The sequence below is a fragment of the Bacteroides sp. RCH18 genome, assembly GCF_058231005.1.
Genome location: NZ_JBIPTC010000001.1, coordinates 2666963 through 2684872, shown reverse-complemented (window position 1 = coordinate 2684872; position 17910 = coordinate 2666963). Strand labels below are relative to the sequence as shown.

The window sequence follows — 17910 nt, the reverse complement described above, 5'->3', positions numbered from 1 at the left end:
AAATGACTAATTTTGAGGCTTCATATAGATAAAAGGACGATGAAAAAGAAATCTATGATAGTATTGACGAGTGCCTTTGTATTATTATCTGCTTTTTCTTGTGGAGGAGGCAGCAAGGCAACTGGTACGAATGAACAAAGTGAAAAAGTGGTGGTAAATGTACCTCAGTTTGATGCGGACAGTGCCTATTTGTATGTAAAGAATCAGGTAGATTTTGGTCCCCGTGTCCCCAATACGAAGGAGCACGTAGCTTGTGGCAATTATCTGGCCGGAAAGCTGGAGGCTTTCGGTGCGAAGGTAACGAATCAGTATGCCGATCTGATTGCCTATGACGGCACACTGTTGAAGGCGCGGAACATCATCGGCTCTTACAAGCCGGAAAGTAAGAAGAGAATAGCGTTGTTTGCACATTGGGATACCCGTCCGTGGGCGGATAATGATGCTGACGAAAAGAATCACCATACCCCTATTCTGGGAGCCAACGACGGAGCAAGCGGAGTGGGAGCTTTGCTGGAAATCGCCCGGTTGGTCAACCAGCAACAGCCGGAACTGGGTATTGATATCATCTTTCTGGATGCGGAAGACTACGGAACTCCTCAATTCTACGAGGGAAAGCACAAGGAAGAGGCTTGGTGTCTCGGCTCGCAGTATTGGTCGCGCAATCCTCACGTGCAAGGGTATAATGCCCGTTTTGGTATCTTGCTCGATATGGTGGGTGGTGAGAACAGCGTATTTTTGAAAGAAGGATATTCCGAAGAGTTTGCTCCGGATATCAACAAGAAAGTATGGAAAGCGGCTAAAAAAGCAGGTTATGGGAAAACCTTCATTGATGAGAGAGGCGATACCATCACCGACGACCATCTGTTTATTAACCGTCTGGCCCGTATCAAGACAATCGATATCATTCCCAATGATCCGGAAACAGGCTTCCCTCCGACTTGGCATACCATTCATGATAATATGGACCATATCGACAAGAATACGCTGAAAGCCGTCGGACAGACAGTGCTGGAAGTGATTTATAATGAAAAGTAAATAGTTAATTAGTAAACCGTAAATATCTTCATGTCAATTAATGAATTACAAGACGAAGTGATTGCTGAATTCAGCGACTTCGATGACTGGATGGATCGCTACCAGCTGCTCATTGACTTAGGTAATGAACAGGAACCGCTCGACGAAAAGTATAAGACCGAACAGAATCTGATCGAAGGCTGTCAGAGCCGTGTATGGCTTCAGGCGGACGATGTGGATGGAAAGATCGTCTTTAATGCGGAAAGTGACGCTTTGATTGTGAAAGGAATCATTGCTTTATTGATCAAAGTCCTTTCGGGACATACGCCCGATGAAATACTGAATGCTGATCTTTATTTTATCGATAAGATAGGTTTGAGAGATCATTTGTCTCCTACCCGTAGCAATGGGTTGCTGTCGATGGTAAAGCAGATACGTATGTATGCGCTGGCATTTAAGGCAAAAGAAGGGAAATAAAGATAAAAAGGTAATATAGAATGAACGGTGGATATCCTGCGGACCAGGTATCTACCGTTCATTTTCTTTTTCCTCCTCCTGATATTCCAGTATATCTGCCGGCTGGCAGTCCAGCACTTTGCAGATAGCCTCCAGCGTAGAGAAACGGATTGCCTTAGCTTTTCCGGTTTTTAATATAGAAAGGTTGGCGGGGGTGATATCTATTTTCTCCGCCAGTTCGCCCAGAGATATTTTTCTGCGCGCCATCATGATGTCAAGGTTTACTATAATTGCCATAATTTTATTTTCTCGGTTTGAGTTAAATGGTGAGCTCCTGTTCTTCTTTCATTTTCAGCCCGATAGCGAATGTTTCGGCTACAATCAGGCAGCCGAGTCCCAATAATAAATCAGTCGTCTGTAGCGCCAGGGGAGCGATGATATAATGTTCAAGCGCGAATACTTCTTTCAGTCCCCAATAGTTGACGACCTGCGGAATCAGGTAAAACACGAAGGACATAATCAGCAGACTGCCCAGCCAGCGCAAGCGGCGGACATTCTTCCATTCGAATATCTGCGATTTGTTGATGCTCAGAATCAGCATGACAAAGATAATAAGTGCGGAGATGGTGAGCAGGGCATTCATGAGCGAACAGGAACTGCTGATAATCAGGTAACTGTAATTCACCTCTTTCCCGGTGCGTACCGCCATTTGCGTATACATGACGGGCACTTTCTCATTGTTACGGGCATTGATGATCGTATCCGGTTTGATCATGGCGATCGTAGGTACGACATCCACAAAGCGGAAATCGCCTGCAAGCATAGGTCTGTCACATGCTTTCGATTCCTTGTGCTGTTCTTTGGCAAGACTCATTCCGGCTTTCATGCCTGTTCCGAACTGGTATCCTGTGGTATACAGAGAAAGTCCCAGAACAATGAATACCAATATGCTGAGAATATTCAAACGTCTTTTCATCGCTGTTATTTTTTTAGTCCGTGATATTTGTTTCTTCTTTCCAGGGATAATGGACGGTCGTACGACGCATCGCCCAGATAACTCCTGCCAGTATCAAAACTGCTACAAAAATAGCAATTAGATAGGAGCTAGTGTTCATCAGATCGCTCATATTTTCTGCTTCCGGATATTTTGTACTGAGAAATACGGATAACGAATTATTCAGTATATGCATCAGTATGCAGGGGATGAGGCTGGCAGTCTTGTAATACGTCCATGCAAACAGGATACCGATCAGGAATGCCGGAAGTATCTGGGCAGGATTGATATGGAAAACACCGAATAAAAGGGCTGAAAGCAGAATTGCCTTTGTCGGGCTGTACTGCTGTAGCAATGCTTTGGTGATGGCTCCGCGAAATAGCAGTTCTTCGAGTACGGGACCTATGACGGCTATGGCGAGAATGCCTCCCCAGCCGGACTGGAGGATATCGAAGGATTGTTCCATGATGTTGGGAATCCACTTCATCAGTTCCGCCAGTGCGGATACGACGAATCCGCAGGTGAGGACAGCCAATGCGCTGAAGAACAGATACGAGGACGAAACGGGCGACCAGGTTATTTTTTTTGTGCTGATGTATCCGGCTTTCCATAAATAGATACCCATCATCAGCTGACCGGCCAGTTGCGCCGGAATCATAAGCATGGTGATGAGCGTGTCTCTGTCTAAGTTTCCGGTAGTGGCTACCAGATAAATCACACAGGGAATCATGACTAAAATGGGAGCAATGATCTGTGCGATGAGCAGATTTAGTAATATCAGTTTAATAGCAGTTCTCATATTCTTAGTATTCTTGGATGGGATACAAAGATAATAGTTTGTTATTTACTGGCAATGAAGCTGCACAGAAACATGGCTATCATTGAGATGGATACTACCAGCATCGATATACTCATTAATGACTTTTTCATAAAGTGTTATTTTTTAATAGATGATTAAATAGAGAATGTTTGTTTATCGATGATTATTTATCGTTTATCGATATACAAATGTAGAGGTAAGTTTTGAGTTGGCAAAGGAAAAAGAGAAATTATTTATCGAAAAACAATAAAAAAGATATGTTTTTCGATATTATCGAACTCGTTTCAGCCGAAAAGAGGATTATTAATACGATTAAATTAGAGGAAAGGGGGATTATTTCTTCTGTTTGGCGGCGAGGAGAATGGCTTCAGTTTCTTCCGCATCCTTGTGAAGCTGCGCGATTAGTTCGTCGATACTATCGTATTTCAGTTCGGGGCGTGTCCGCTTCACGAAAGTAAGCCGGATAAATTTGTCGTAAATGTCGGAGTGGAAGTGAAGGATATTCACTTCGATTGTGCGGTTGGGACCATTGCCGATGGTAGGGCGGACACCTATATTCAGCATTCCCATATAGGTCTTCTCGTCGAATGTGACCCATACGGCATAGACTCCGTCTGCGGGAATCAGTTTGTCGGGATCATCCACGCTTAAATTGGCAGTCGGAAAACCGATCTTCCGGCCTACCTGATAGCCGCCTACTACCGTTCCGTCCAGAAAGTATTCATAGCCCAGACAGCGGGCAGCTGCGTCTACATCTCCCTGATGCAGCAACTTGCGGATTAAAGAAGAACTGACCGGAGCACTTTGGGTGGTATCTATCTGTATATCATCTGTGTAAGCCTGTGCACGGATGACCTCAATGCCGATTGCCTGCCCGTAGCGTACATAATCGTCAAACCCTTCGCTGCGGTTGTGACCGAAACGGTGATCGTATCCTATCACCAGATACTTTACCTGAAAACGTTCTTTCAGTATCTGAGTCATGAATTCTTTGGCGGTCAGACGGGAGATGTCGGGTGTAAAATCAAGCATCAGGCAATAATCTACTCCCGTGCCTGCGAGCAGGTTTGTTTTTTCTTCGGGAGTAGTTAAAAGTTCCGGATGGTAAGCGGCGTTCATCACTTTGCGCGGATGAACGGGGAATGTGACTAATGCAGAACGCAGACCTTTGGCTGCCGCTATCTCCTTCACCTGTTGAATCAGATAGCGATGTCCCATGTGTACTCCGTCGAAGAAACCGATGGTAGCTACGCATGGTTCGGGAATCATAGCCGATGTGTCATTTATAATCTGCATACTTACACTCTCATTTTTTTCTGAAAAGATGGCTCCAGTCTTCACCGGCTTTCGGTGTGTAGGTCGAGATACCTAGTTCCTGAGCTACTTTACAGTTTATTTCGGAATCGTCAATAAAAAAAGTCTCTTTCGGGTCAATACCCGCATCTTCGGTCACTGCCTTGAATATTTCCGGTTCGGGCTTGGCCATTTTCATTTCATAAGAGAGATACGTCTTCTCAAAATAGTCCTCTACTTTGAACGTACGGTAGGGGAAGGCATTCTCGCATACCCATTTCCAGTGGATGTCATTCGTGTTGCTAAGCAGATAGACTACGTATTTCTCTCGTAGTTTGAGCAGCAAGTCGAGCTTGTAGGTCGGGATGTCTACCAGAAAGCTGTTCCAGGCTGCGTCGATCTGCTTGTCGCTTACTGTCTTTCCCATCATCTCCCGAATGCCGTCACGGAATTCGGCAGGAGTGATCAGTCCTTTCTCCTGCTGCAAGAAGATTCCGTCCAGCTGGTGGGTGCAGAACTTTTCTTCTATGTTCTGGAACCCGATCTTTTTAAAGTTCTCAATACAACGTTCGCGGTCGAGATTTATCAGTACACCGCCTAAATCAATAAGTAAGTTTTTAATTCCTTTACTTTTCATTATTTTCTCATTTGTGAATACTACGTTGAACAAGGCGAATAAGTTCTCCAACCCATAACACCGTGGACGAAACGCCTATAATCAGAAGCCACGTCTGCCAGTCGAGCGGCTCTGTGCGGAATACAGCTCCACCGAACTGTACGATCAGAAATTGTCCGACCAGAATGGCCAGAACGATCAACTCCATGCCATACGATTTGGAAAGTCCCTTGAATGCCGAGTCGGTAGTGCCGAATACACGGGCATTGAACAGGTTCCAGAATTGCAGCATGACAAAGAAAGTGAAGAAAATGGTGAGGTTATGTACATCCATACCTTGCGCGCTGTGGTCGAAATAATAAATCATTCCGAGCAATACGGCGAGGAAGATCGTACCTACACCTAATATATTGTTACGCATCGCTTTGCTGATGATAAAGTCAGTGCTGCGGCGCGGTTTTTCCTGCATGACGGTTTCGCTGGGAGGGATGGAAGCGAGGGCCAAAGCGGCAAAAGTATCCATGATCAGGTTCACCCACAGCATTTGTGTCACTGTCAGCGGAAGTTCTGTTCCGATCATCGATCCCAATAACACGATCAGCAAGGCTACAAAGTTGATCGTCAGCTGGAATACGATGAAACGCTGGATATTCTTATAAAGAGAACGTCCCCACATGACAGCGGTGCCGATACTGTTGAACGAGTCGTCGAGCAGTGTGATGTCACTGGCTTCTTTGGCTACGGACGTACCTGTACCCATTGACAGACCAACTTGCGCATGATTCAGGGCGGGTGCGTCGTTCGTTCCGTCTCCGGTTACGGCGACTACGGCTCCTTTTTGTTGGAGCAGTTGTACGAGACGCTGCTTGTCCGTCGGGCGGGCGCGGGACATGATTTTGAGGTCCATCACACGGTCCAGCGCTTCTTCGTCACTCAGTTCGGCAAAGGCAACACCGGTGATACGATTCCGGTCGGTATCTGTTTCCGGTTGCCACAGTCCGATCTGACGGGCAATTTCCGTCGCAGTTCCCGGTGTGTCACCGGTAACGATCTTGATGCCGATACCAGCCGACTGGCATTTGGCAACGGCGGCGGGTACATCCGGACGAATCGGGTCTGAGATGGCTACGACTCCTAAGAAATTAAGGTCGTTGGCAGACACCAGTTCCGTGCAGTCATTCGGTTCGTTTTCTCCTACTATTTTGAAGGCAAAGCCGAGTGTGCGCATTGCCATATTCTGATAATTCAGTAGCTGGGCTTCTACTGTCGAACGATATTCGACGGCATCTACCTGTCGGCCGTCCAGCACGACTTCCTTACATTTGCCAAGCACGATTTCGGGTGCTCCTTTTATATAAAGTACTTTCTTGCCGATGATCGGAGACTCGACGAGAGTCGCCATAAATTTACGTTCGGTCGAGAAGGTGAGCTGGTCGAGGATGCGGGCGTGTTCACGGAGTTCGAGATAATTTCTTCCCTGACTGTTGAGCCATAATAACAGGGCGACTTCCGTAGGGTTACCGACACCTTTCGGTTTTTCGCCCGTTGCCGCTTCTTCGAGGAAAGCGGTTGAGTTGGCGCTGATCCCTTCTGCGACAAGAGCGCTGATGTCATCATCGCCCAGGTTACCACCATTCTTGATTCCGTAGAAATTGGGTTCGTGTACCTGCATCAGGTTTTGAGTCAGTGTACCCGTTTTGTCCGTACAGATCACGGTGATAGCTCCCATCGTCTCGCAGGCGTGCATCTTCCGCACCAGATTGTTGGTCGAGAGCATACGGCGCATATTCAGGGCCAGGCTGAGCGTTACGCTCATGGGCAATCCTTCGGGGACGGCTACTACAATCAAAGTAACGGCCATCATGAAATATTTGAGGGTCCGTTCGAAAACCGGAAGCCACTCGTGCCAGCCGTTCAGCGAACCGAAATCAAAGTACAACAGTACATCTTTTACAAAGAAGATAAGGAAGGCAAGTCCGGCAACGGTAAAACCGATTTTACCGATCAGGTTCGCGAGCTTGGTCAACTGTATATTCAGAGGGGTCGGTTCCAGGTTTTCTTCGGTGCTTTGGCGTGCTACCTTGCCGATTTCTGTGGCATCTCCCACGTGCAGTACGCGCATGGTACCGTGTCCGTCCACCACTGTCGTTCCGCGCATCACTAAGTTGGAGGCATAGGTTGCTTCTTCGTCAAAGTCCGCTTCGATCACAGTCTTGTTGATTACCGGTTCTCCGGTCAGGTTGGATTCGTTCACTTGCAGGGAGATCGCTTCCAGCAGCTGGCCGTCGGCAGGAATCTCTTCGCCTGTTTCCAGTATGATAATATCGTCTACAACGACGTCTTTACGTGGGATTTCCTGTACGTGTCCGTTACGAATCACTTTTATGAGTGTTTCTTCATTGACGGCGTTCAGTAAGTCGAATTTTTTATTGGCATCATATTCGAAAAAGAAGCCGATACCTGTGGCTAATAAGATGGCAGCTATGATTCCGATAGTTTCGGCATATTCATTTTCGATGATGGAAATGATCAGTGAAAATACGGCGGCTACCAACAATACCCGCACAACCGGATCTTCAAACTTTTCGAGATAGAGCTTCCATAAGGAAGGACGCTTGGGGGGTGTTAACAGATTGACACCGTTCTTTTCCCTGCTTTGTAGGACTTCGTCATCCGTAAGGCCTACATGATAATAATCGTCTTTTTTTGTAGTACTCATGCAAATACATGCGTTTGATTAGGACCGCAAAAATACAACATAAAATTGTGATAAAATGTTTAATTAAAACTTTTTATGAAGTTACTTTATTCGGGACGTCCGCAAGTACGATAGGGAATGGTAAACCAGAACGTTGATCCCTTGCCTTCTACGGAGTCTGCACCGATTTGCCCCTCCAATTTGTTTACGATGGTTTTAGAGATGGAAAGTCCCAGCCCCGTTCCTTTCTTGTCTTTGTTCAGTTTCACAAAGCGGCCGAAAACTTCCGGTAGTTTGTCGGCAGGGATTCCTGCTCCTGAGTCGGTCACATAAAAATGGAGTTCGGTATCTCTGGCTTCATAACCGATGCAGATCGTTCCCTCCTGCGTGAATTTTATGGCGTTGGTGGTAAAATTGGAGAGCACCTGCGCGATACGGTTCCGGTCGGTCTCTATACTACAGGAGGGAAGGCTTGGTTCTGCTATTATTTGAATATTTCCTCCTGCATCGTTGACTTTCATTTGGAAAAGCTGTCGCAGGTCGGATAGTAACAGGTTGATATCTACCTTTGTATATACAAATTCGAGTGTGCCGGCTTCTATTTTCGACATATCCAGAATATCGTTTACCAGTTGCAGTAGCAGATCGGCATTCATCTTTATGATTTCCTGATATTGTGCCTTTTCTTCTTCCGTATTGGCGCTGGCAAGTATTTCTGCAAATCCCGTGATGGCGTTGAGAGGCGTGCGGATTTCGTGACTCATATTGGCAAGGAAGGCAGACTTCGAAAGGTCGGCATTTTCTGCTTTCTCTTTGGCCAGTGTCAGTTCTTTCTCGGCTTGTTTAAGTTGGGTGATGTCATGCACCGTGAGTACCATGTTCTCTTCTTCGTTAAGGAGAAAATAGGAACCGGATATCACGGCGTCACATTCTACGGATTTCTTTTCGGAAGTAAGCACGTTCAGAGTAGCTTCCAGATCAGTGAAGCCTCTTCTTTGTTCGAAAGCCTGACGGATGGCACAACGTATGGGGCAGGAACCGCAGTAAGCATGAGTACCGCAGCCTCCTTCCGCCGATAATGCGTTGCGGCATTGCAATAAGTCGCCCACTCTCTTTTCTTCCAGACCTTTTTGAGTTCCGGTGAGTTGATAGTAGTTTGTTTTTAATACTTTGAAGTCATTATCTATTAATAAGATATAGGCATGGACATTTTTCAGAATGGCGCTGGCGATGTGGTTGGTGTGTTCCAGCTTTCTGGATTCCCGGAATAGTCGTTTTTGCATCCGAAGACATTTTCTCCGTTCCCATAGATAGCTGAGCAGGAGGATTGCACATATAATTAGCAGGATAGGTAGCAATGCAATTAGCATGATGTAACTTGTTGGTTTTGTTCTACAAATATGTTACAAAGATAACTTTTTTACTCGGGATAAGAAATAAGTTCGAACAATTTGCATTTTATTTGCGTTATATTATTTAGTAAACCAATAAAAAAACGAACGTTATGAAAAAGTACATTTGCACAGTCTGTGAATACATTTACGACCCCGCACAAGGAGATCCCGAGAGCGGAATTGAACCGGGAACAGCATTTGAAGACATTCCGGATGATTGGACTTGTCCACTTTGCGGAGTCGGAAAAGAGGACTTTGAACCGTACGAAGGATAAAAAATTAAGAGAGAGAAGAGATTATTAAAAAAATGACCGGAAAGCAGTGCTTCCGGTCATTTTTGCGTTTCAGCTCATGCAGAGCTTTTTTTGTTCCTGTTTTTATACTGTCGGGTCAGGTGCTTCCTCATCGCCGCCGTCACCGCCGCCGTCGGGGTTGGGAGGAGTAGGAGTGTTTTCGTTGTCAACGATCTCGCTGCCGGTTACCAGTTTTTGAATACTTGCCTTTTTCAGCATATCCTTAAACTTGTATCCCGGAGTAAATACGATTTTCACCCGACGAATCGTGTCGGAATCCACTGCCGCTTCCGTCTCCTGGCTTTCGCTGCTGATGCCGGGACGGAATTGACCGAAATCACCCAGTTGTACGGAAATGCCTTTGTTTAAGTTTATATTCAGCGTATCGATCAGTGCATCGAGTACAAACTTGACCGCTCCGCTGGGAACCATTCCCACTTTAGAAATCTCATCACACAAATCCTTGAAATTAACCGTATTGGTAATAAAATTCTGTGCTACATACTTTTCGGTTTTCTCTTTACCGAAACCAATCATTCTTTTTTTAACGACATACTTAAGTGCCATAATCTTTTTTGTTTTTTAATAGTTAGTAAATCTGTTTCTTTTGTTTTGTGATCACGATGCAAATGTATGTGTTTCCAAATGAACTGCCAAGCAAAAAACTCAAAGTGCGTTAATAAGTTTCTTCAACTAAAGAAATGGTCAGATGTTTTTTTGTTGTTCTCCTTTCATCTTTTTCCGATTGAAAATTGTCCTTTTCATATCATATCCATACCTTTGTAGATTCAAGAATCCAACGTGACTCCGGTGACTCAGGAGCCGGGATGTCCGGAGAACGACCGGCTAGGCGATGGAAAGGGAATGAAGAATATGAATAAAAAATTAACGGATGTAGTATAAATGATGACTTCCTGTTTATTAAGAATACACAGTTTACGCTTTTTCGACGGAGGCTTGCATGAGGTTCCTGTGGAAGAAGTGATGACGGTTGCGCTTATTGCGATATTCATCTTTGTTCCGTGCCTGTGGCTTGTCCGGTATTTAAAAGACAGGGGGCTGGACTCGGACGAGAAAGACAAGTTTATACAAATACATATTATCTCGACCATTGTCCTGACTATTGCGGGCGGTGTTTTTGCACGGATGTCCGGACTTGTCAATAAATGGATAGACGAACAGCCGTTGATTATCGCTGTTTACATCGCTTTGGCGCTTAGTTCCTTCGGTATCATTGTTGGAAAATTGATCGACTTTTGGGTGTATTGTCTCCGAAAGAAGATGTTTTAAAGTATCTGTATATAGATGCTTGTTGCCTCTGCCCGAAGAAGGTTGTAAACAGGCTTATTCATCTAATGAGTTCAATTAGGGACATACGCTATATGCTTCAAATCATTTTCTTCGCATAAACCACCTGTTTTCCTGCTCCGTAGCGCATCAGTATCCCTTTTTCGATAAAAGCGTTCAGTTCTTTTAGTGCACGCTTTTTGTCGTGACCGGTCATATGGCAATAATCAGTGCGAGTCATGCAAGGATATTTTTCAAGGTGGGCGGTTATTAGTGCCAGACATTCCGCTTCGCTACGTCCGTTACCTTTGGGGCGGGTGAGGGATTCGGTACGTTCCAATCTCATGTCATACCCTACTTCCCGCTTGAATTGTTTGGTCGGTAGATAGTTGATGTTTTTTAGTTTGATTGATTGTGCACGCACATCTTTCTTGTGCATTACGGGTGGTCCTTGCAGCGATACGGAGAAATAGCCGATCTCGCCTAATTCTACAATCCAGCCGTTAGCCAGTAAATCTTTTAACTCATTTTGAAAAGACTGCATTGCTCCTGCCAGCAAACTACGGCTGATTCCCGTAAATTTGTGCACGCGGTCCAGAAATTCGTCCTGACCGATAGTCCCTTTGGGAACAATGCGGGGATGAAGGGGTTGTTTTTCTCCTGTCTGCTTGATATCGGGAGTCTCGTAAAGGTCATACTGTGCGCTCATAACTTAAGTTATTTTGTTGTGTTATTAATGTTTCCGTTCCTATAAACTAAGGAATCCGGCTTAAATATTAATTCGTTCTACTACAGTTCCCCATGCGTACCACTATAGTGGGGCACAAGGGGAACTATAGTTCTTCTTTCGTGCCACTATAGTGGTACGAAAGAAGATTTGCATACAAAGTTATTAATATTAAAGAGAAAAAGGTTAACCTTACGAGGTTTTTGCGTTAATTATTTATTTCCAGCCGCAATTCCTCTTGCATCACCTTGCTTTTCCCATCCTTTGTGTATCGGTACGATAGCAGAAATACATTATAAGTATGACCGAAAGATTCCTCTACCTTGAATGTATTGGGGTATTTGGAGTCACCGTCTATCTGAGTTACCTCAATATCCTTGTACGGTTTTATCGTGACATGATTGTTTTCCTCCACTTGCAGTATGATGGCGGTTTTGTTGATGTGATCCACATTGCTTTCAAAAGACTCCGTTCCGGCTATCACGCGTACGCTGTTGTGGGTGAGTGGAAACATCTTCTTGTTACCTGCGGTTGCCATCCCGTCTGCCATCCCGGTCATTGAATAGTAAACGTTTTCGCCCTGCGTTGCATAATCGTTCTTGATAAGTATCTGATATAGAATGGTGTTTTTGCTTTCATTAATCTCGACGCCCGAGATATCCGTAGCTTTTAATCCTACGAAGTAGGTAGAATCCGGCGACAGTCCTTCGGGACGTATCCTGATCATGGTTCTGCCTGTCCGTTCGCCTGCATTGATCTGAATCTTGTAGTCTACGATTTCGTATTTGTCACTGGACAGGAATTTGGCATAGCAGGCTTCATCGACGTCGTAAAGAGACCGGTTGTAAAAATCCAGTGAAGTCAGGTCTTCTTCCAGCCCGATCACCATGTCTTGTTTCGGGGCATGGGTGCCTCCGGTGCAGGCTGCGATATATCCTGTCGCCTCTTCTCCGGTAGGGGACAAGGTGACCACTTCTTCAAACGTGTTATAGTAGTCACTGCTGATTAGGGCCACTACATTCTTGTACATTTCCTTTTCAAACAGCGCATCGTCATTGCATGACGAAAGTGCTATCATAAGTGCGAGTATCGTTATAAAATCTCGTTTCATTTTCTTTTTTGTTATTTAGATTAATAACCCGGATTTTGGTCGAGAGAAGGCAGTCTTCTCATTTCGTTGCGTGGTATGGGCACCCAGACAGACCTTTTGTCAACCACCCTCGTCAGGAATGAGGAAGAACTAGGGATGACACGCTGGTAGTAGGTCTCTTTGGTTGCGCCGTCGGGATTCATTCCACGGATAGGTTCCTGCTCTGTCTCTTCATAAATACCCCAGCGGCGGACATCATAGAAACGTCTGTTTTCCCATAAAAACTCTACCATACGTTCGCGTTCTATCTGTTTCTGTACTTCCGGCGTACTGTTGAGTTGATTGGCTGTCAGCCCCGGCAGTCCGGCCCTGTAGCGGACTTGATTGAATGCTTTTTTAATTTCCTCTTTATCCCTGCTCATGGTATAAGGCTGACCGTCCAGTTCTACGGTGTGGGGGCCGGTCAGGTTGTTGAGTGCCTCCGCATATGATAGCAGGATTTCCGCATAGCGGATGATGGGATAGGCTTTCTGGATATGGCGGGCTCCGGTGCCGGTCCAGGCATCCATCGGGTTATTGTACTTTTTGATTACGTATCCGGTGATGGGATAGTTGGGCGAAGTGGCTGTAACACCGCCACGACCGTCTTCATCCTGATAGTAGTACTTGGCTGTGTGGTTATTGAGAGTCGAACTGGACAATGCCTGCCATACTGCCTCATTGAATCCTACAGATGCGTAGAACCGCATTTCACGATTGGCGTACATCTTATATACACCGGCGTTGAGGGGATAGCCGGAAAAGTTACGCGGTTCGGAAGTGAAGCCTGTCTCCGAGTAATATCCGTCGGCGGCGGCTTCTTCTTTCGTACGGCCGTCGTCCATCAGATAGGCGTCTACCACTTTCTGAGTGACGCAGAAACGTCCCCATCCACCCATCGAGGGAGGGAAAGAACCTTTGCTGATGGTTTCGTTGAGGTACGTCGTGTTTCTTCCCCAGATCAATTCCGGGTTGATGGACGCTACGGCTTCGCCGGTAAAGATGTCCGAATAAGATTTGAAAGGGTCTATTCCGTCGGCTCCGTTCGGGTAGGCGTCATAGAAATTGGGGTCGGAAGTGACTCCGGCGGGAAGCTCCGGCGTGTTGTCGTCTTTTGCATACGTATAGAGCTTGTACGCTCCCATATCCATCACCCGTTTTGCGGCGGCGGCAGCTACTGCCCACCGGCTTTCGTCATATTGCTGGGAGACATAATGCACACCGTCGGTCTTGCGTTTCCAGTTGCCGAAATAGGAGCTGGCAACAGGCCCCCCGTTGAATAGCGGGCTGGCGTGTATCAATCGCAGGCGGGCTACCAGGCCGAGTGCGGCTCCTTTGGTGGGGCGTCCGAAGTCCAGCGTAGAAACATCCTGAGGTGAGGGCAGCAGCCGTGCCGCTTTTTCGAACTCCTCACAAGTATAGTTCATTGTTTCGTCATAGGTGGCCCTGGGACGGTCGTAGTATTCGATAGGTTCGTTGGTATTCACTACTTCGTCTCCCAGCAAGATTGCCGGACCGTAATCGACCAAAAGATTGTAGTAGGCGAAGGCACGGATAAAACGTGTGTATCCTTCCAGTCTGAGCCGTTCCGAGTTTGTCAGGTCTTTCGGGCGGTCGAGGTTTTGCAGGATGCTGTTGCACTTACGGATGATTTTGTAATACTTGCCCCATTGGTTCAGGTTGGGGGAGCCGTCTCCGAAGAAATCCTGTGTGATCTTTCCGTTGGCGAAATCCATGCCGTGATAGATATTGGCCGTTCCGCTTCCGGTCAGTCCGTTAAATCCTTCGTCGGTCGCCATCGGTCCCGGTGTGTACCCGTTACGGATGGTCTGTGCCTCATCCGGGAACATGGCTGCCGCTCCCCACATATACGCTTCCATATATCGGGCATTGGTGAAAACCGAGTCGATGTTGAATTCATCATCAAAGTAATTGTCTATGTTTAAGAAGTTGCTGCAGGACGTTACCAACATGACTGCCTGAACCAAGAAGAACGTTCTTGCTGTTTTTTTTATTAGGGATGTTTTCATTCTATCGGGTGATGTATTTATTAGAGATTGACATATAATTGCAGGGAATAGGTGGAAGGGATGGGATATACACGGCCGTTCCAGCGTGCCTGTTCCGGATCGAAGAGTTTCACTTTATCCCATACATAGAGGTTGTTACCTACGAATTGGATATCCAGTGAAGAAACACCTATGCGTCTCAGAAAAGCTGTCGCAAGATGGTAGCTCAGGGTGATTTCCTGCAGGCGTATGTAGCGTGAATCGCCCTGCCAAAAGGTGGATAACTGGCTGTTGTTGCTGTTATTTCCATATTGCAGGCGCGGGAAACGCGCATCCTTGTTTTCGGCAAGGGATGGGTCGATCCCGTGTGCGATGGCATAATCTTTGGGAATCCATCGGTTGGCCGGATTTGCCGCCAGAGTGAGTACATTTCCGGTATTACCTTCGAAGAAAGGCATATATCCCATTCCGTTGAGGCGGGTTTCGTCGTTTACCGTTGTTTTTTGACCTACATAGAAAAAAGAGGTCTTGCCGGTTCCCTTGAACAATACACCCAGAGTCAGATTCTTGTAGCGGATTTCTGCCCCTAGTCCGTACATCAGCAGCGGATAAGTGCTGTGTGTCAACGGCACCATGTCCAGCTTGTCCACCATACCGTCTCCATTGATATCCTTATATTTGATGTCACCGGGCATTACCTCCCCGAAAGTCTGCTTGGGACTGTATTTGATGTCATCTTCATCTTTAAACAGTCCGACTGCCTGATATCCGCGGATGGAATTGTACGGGAAATTATTGTATTCCAGATAGGGATACTCCAGATAAGCCTGCTCCCAGTTCTGTACTTTATTTTTGGAGTACGTGAAATTACCCCGTAAGGTGAAGCCGAAATCGGGAGTGAAATCCTGCGTGAAGCTGATGTTTCCGTCGGCACCGTAACTTTTCATTTTACCCACATTCGCGTATGGATTGGAGACCACTCCTACGAACTCGGGTACCTGTACGCGTTGCTGGAAAATACCGTTACGCTGATCATGGAAAATATCGACAACGAAATCGATCTTGTTATTAAACAACTTTCCTTCAATACCCACATTGGACTTGATGGCCTTTTCCCACGCCAGGTTATCAGCTCCGATACGTGTCTCACCGATAATCTCGATGTCGGGAACGCCCCAAGCTGATCCGGTGCCTTCGTTCACTTTTGTAAGGTAGGGGAAGCGGACATCGGTAATCCGGTCGTTACCTACCGAACCATACGAAGCTCTTATTTTAAGATAGTCGAGCCAAGGGAGCGCCTCTTGTATAAACTTGTAGCCGGTAGGTACCCAGCCCAATGCGACGGACGGGAAGAAACCGTATTGTCTGCCGGGCTGGAAGTTTTCGGAACCGGTATATCCGAAGTTGACGTCCAGCAGGTAAGTATCCTTGTAGCCATAAGTAAACCGGCTGGATACTCCCTGATAGCGCAAGGGAATGGCCGATAAATTACTTGTAGCGTCGTCCGTGTCTTTGGAATCGCTGATGTAATAATAGACCAGCGCGGATGTCCGGTGATCTGTACCGAAAAGCCGGTCATAATTGAGTGTAGCCTCAAAGTGGTATTTGCGGTACTGGCGGGTGGACTTGCTGTACGAGGCTTTTTTCTCCTGTACGGTCTCCTGCATGATGAGCGATCCGTCGCTTGCTCTGCCCAGCGCATTGTAGAGGGCCGGCTGCACGCTTCTCCGTTCATTGAAGTAGCTGTGGATATCGTATGCTCCCTGTACACGTAGTTTAAGCCCGTTGATCAATTCGGAAAAGTCCTGATTGATTGCCAAAGTTGATTTGCCCTTGTACACTTCGTTGGCAGCCTTTCCCGTATGGTTGATCATGACATAAGGCGATGACAGCTCTCCGGCACCGCGTCCGGGCAGCATACCATTGGAGTATTGGGTGGGAATGGACAATGGAGTAAGCCGCGACTGTGCTCCCCATATATATTCGGTATTGGCTACGCCGGGCTGATTCAACTGGGAAAGGAATCCGTCCGAACCCAAATAAACTTTCGTTGATTTGGTCAGGTTCACGTCTAGATTGATACGGTAATTATAGGTGTTGTAGCTGACGTTCGAACTGTATATACTGTTCTTGTCTACCTTGTAGGCCGCACTTTCGTTTTTACCGCCCAGGCTCAGGAAATAACGTGCCACATCGCTGCCGCCACGTCCGCTTACATAATAAGTGTGCCGCCAGAATGTTTTGTTGAGTATCTCATCCTGCCAGTTTACGTTGGGATAGAGGTCGGGGTCGAGACCGTCGCGTATAATTCCCATTTCCGTATCGTCATACAAAGGTGTTTCGTTTCGTACCGCTCTGGCTTCGTTTGCTAACTGCGCATACTCATAAGCTCCCAGATATTCCGGCAGACGGTTGAGGACGGACAGCGTGGTGTTGAAACGTCCGGTAATCTGAATTTTGCCCGAAAGGCCTTTCTTGGTGTTGACCAAGACGACTCCGTTGGCTCCCCTTACTCCGTACACGGCAGTTGCCGACGCGTCTTTCAGAATGGAGAAACTTTCGACATCGGCAGGGTCGATGGTGTTGAGGTCGCCTTCCAGACCGTCAATCAGTACAAGGGCACTGCTGTTGGCTCCGAACGTACCGATACCACGTACCCAGAAATCAGCGATATTCTGACCGGGCTCGCCACTGCTCTGCAAGGAAATGACACCGGCTGCCCTGCCTCCCAACAAGTTACTGATGGAAGGGGAGGGGGACTGGATATCTTTAGTGCTGACCGTCGTAATGGCACCTACCGAGCTGATTTTCCGCTGAACGTTTCCCAGTGCGACGACAACTACTTCATCAAGGGAATTGTTGTCTTCAAGCAGTGTGACCGTTAAGTCGGTTTGGGGCTCGATGGCCACGTGCTCCGACGGTTTGAAGCCGATAAAAGAAAATATCATTTTGTCTCCATAAACCACTTTCAGCTTGAAATTACCGTCATTGTCGGTTGTGGTACCTTTGGAGGGCTTGTCTTTGATGTATACCGATACGCCGGGCATGGATAGCTTGTCCTTATCCACGACTGTTCCGGAAATGGTAAATTCCTGAACTTGCTGCGCGAAGGTTGTTGCCGAAAGCAATAAGCAGAACGACATTAAGTATAAAATCTGTTTGATTTTCATTGTGAGTTTA

General features: G+C 46.6%; 16 protein-coding genes. 4 read left to right on the top strand and 12 right to left on the bottom strand.

The window, feature by feature from the left end; genetic code table 11:
• The first annotated feature begins 39 nt into the window (after window positions 1-39).
• A complete protein-coding gene (locus ACHLI0_RS10670) occupies window positions 40-1035 on the top strand; it encodes a M20 family metallopeptidase (RefSeq protein ID WP_008765186.1) in 996 nt (331 codons plus the stop codon).
• 30 nt (window positions 1036-1065) lie between these two features.
• On the top strand, window positions 1066-1491 hold the full coding sequence (locus tag ACHLI0_RS10665) for a SufE family protein (protein ID WP_008763578.1): 426 nt from the start codon (window positions 1066-1068) through the stop codon (window positions 1489-1491).
• 51 nt (window positions 1492-1542) lie between these two features.
• Here the strand turns inward: ACHLI0_RS10665 and ACHLI0_RS10660 are convergent, their stop codons facing one another.
• The 7 genes from ACHLI0_RS10660 to ACHLI0_RS10630 form a co-directional block, all read right to left on the bottom strand.
• Entirely contained in the window at window positions 1543-1767 is a 225-nt protein-coding gene (locus ACHLI0_RS10660) for a helix-turn-helix domain-containing protein (protein ID WP_008763579.1), read from the bottom strand.
• 22 nt (window positions 1768-1789) lie between these two features.
• A complete protein-coding gene (locus ACHLI0_RS10655) occupies window positions 1790-2446 on the bottom strand; it encodes a DUF2975 domain-containing protein (RefSeq protein ID WP_234169634.1) in 657 nt (218 codons plus the stop codon).
• A gap of 13 nt (window positions 2447-2459) precedes the next feature.
• On the bottom strand, window positions 2460-3263 hold the full coding sequence (locus tag ACHLI0_RS10650) for a CPBP family intramembrane glutamic endopeptidase (RefSeq protein ID WP_490749127.1): 804 nt from the start codon (window positions 3261-3263) through the stop codon (window positions 2460-2462).
• 354 nt (window positions 3264-3617) lie between these two features.
• On the bottom strand, window positions 3618-4580 hold the full coding sequence (locus ACHLI0_RS10645; RefSeq protein ID WP_490749126.1) for a bifunctional riboflavin kinase/FAD synthetase: 963 nt from the start codon (window positions 4578-4580) through the stop codon (window positions 3618-3620).
• 10 nt (window positions 4581-4590) lie between these two features.
• Window positions 4591-5214: an HAD family hydrolase gene (locus tag ACHLI0_RS10640; RefSeq protein WP_258970042.1), complete on the bottom strand. Its 624-nt coding sequence runs from the start codon at window positions 5212-5214 to the stop codon at window positions 4591-4593.
• Window positions 5215-5221: 7 nt separating this feature from the next.
• Window positions 5222-7912 (bottom strand): calcium-translocating P-type ATPase, PMCA-type, encoded by a 2691-nt coding sequence (locus ACHLI0_RS10635; RefSeq protein ID WP_490749125.1) that lies wholly within the window; start codon window positions 7910-7912, stop codon window positions 5222-5224.
• A gap of 86 nt (window positions 7913-7998) precedes the next feature.
• Window positions 7999-9174 carry a sensor histidine kinase gene (locus ACHLI0_RS10630; RefSeq protein ID WP_221647295.1) on the bottom strand — a complete coding sequence of 392 codons (1176 nt, stop codon included), beginning with the start codon at window positions 9172-9174 and terminating at the stop codon, window positions 7999-8001.
• A gap of 221 nt (window positions 9175-9395) precedes the next feature.
• Between ACHLI0_RS10630 and rd the strand changes: the two genes are divergently transcribed.
• On the top strand, window positions 9396-9560 hold the full coding sequence (rd, locus tag ACHLI0_RS10625; RefSeq protein WP_008763586.1) for a rubredoxin: 165 nt from the start codon (window positions 9396-9398) through the stop codon (window positions 9558-9560).
• A 102-nt stretch (window positions 9561-9662) separates the two neighbouring features.
• Here the strand turns inward: rd and ACHLI0_RS10620 are convergent, their stop codons facing one another.
• Window positions 9663-10145: an HU family DNA-binding protein gene (locus tag ACHLI0_RS10620; protein WP_490749124.1), complete on the bottom strand. Its 483-nt coding sequence runs from the start codon at window positions 10143-10145 to the stop codon at window positions 9663-9665.
• Between the two features lie 336 nt (window positions 10146-10481).
• Between ACHLI0_RS10620 and ACHLI0_RS10615 the strand changes: the two genes are divergently transcribed.
• Window positions 10482-10868: a hypothetical protein gene (locus tag ACHLI0_RS10615; protein WP_490749123.1), complete on the top strand. Its 387-nt coding sequence runs from the start codon at window positions 10482-10484 to the stop codon at window positions 10866-10868.
• A 97-nt stretch (window positions 10869-10965) separates the two neighbouring features.
• On the opposite strand, the gene ACHLI0_RS10610 is transcribed toward ACHLI0_RS10615, so the two are convergent.
• The 4 genes from ACHLI0_RS10610 to ACHLI0_RS10595 form a co-directional block, all read right to left on the bottom strand.
• Window positions 10966-11574, bottom strand: a complete 609-nt coding sequence (locus ACHLI0_RS10610; protein WP_008765176.1) for an HU family DNA-binding protein — start codon at window positions 11572-11574, stop codon at window positions 10966-10968.
• Window positions 11575-11800: 226 nt separating this feature from the next.
• Entirely contained in the window at window positions 11801-12703 is a 903-nt protein-coding gene (locus tag ACHLI0_RS10605) for a BT_3044 domain-containing protein (RefSeq protein WP_490749122.1), read from the bottom strand.
• Window positions 12704-12723: 20 nt separating this feature from the next.
• Window positions 12724-14751 carry a RagB/SusD family nutrient uptake outer membrane protein gene (locus tag ACHLI0_RS10600; RefSeq protein ID WP_196045693.1) on the bottom strand — a complete coding sequence of 676 codons (2028 nt, stop codon included), beginning with the start codon at window positions 14749-14751 and terminating at the stop codon, window positions 12724-12726.
• Window positions 14752-14771: 20 nt separating this feature from the next.
• A complete protein-coding gene (locus ACHLI0_RS10595) occupies window positions 14772-17900 on the bottom strand; it encodes a SusC/RagA family TonB-linked outer membrane protein (RefSeq protein WP_490749121.1) in 3129 nt (1042 codons plus the stop codon).
• Window positions 17901-17910: the final 10 nt, after the last annotated feature.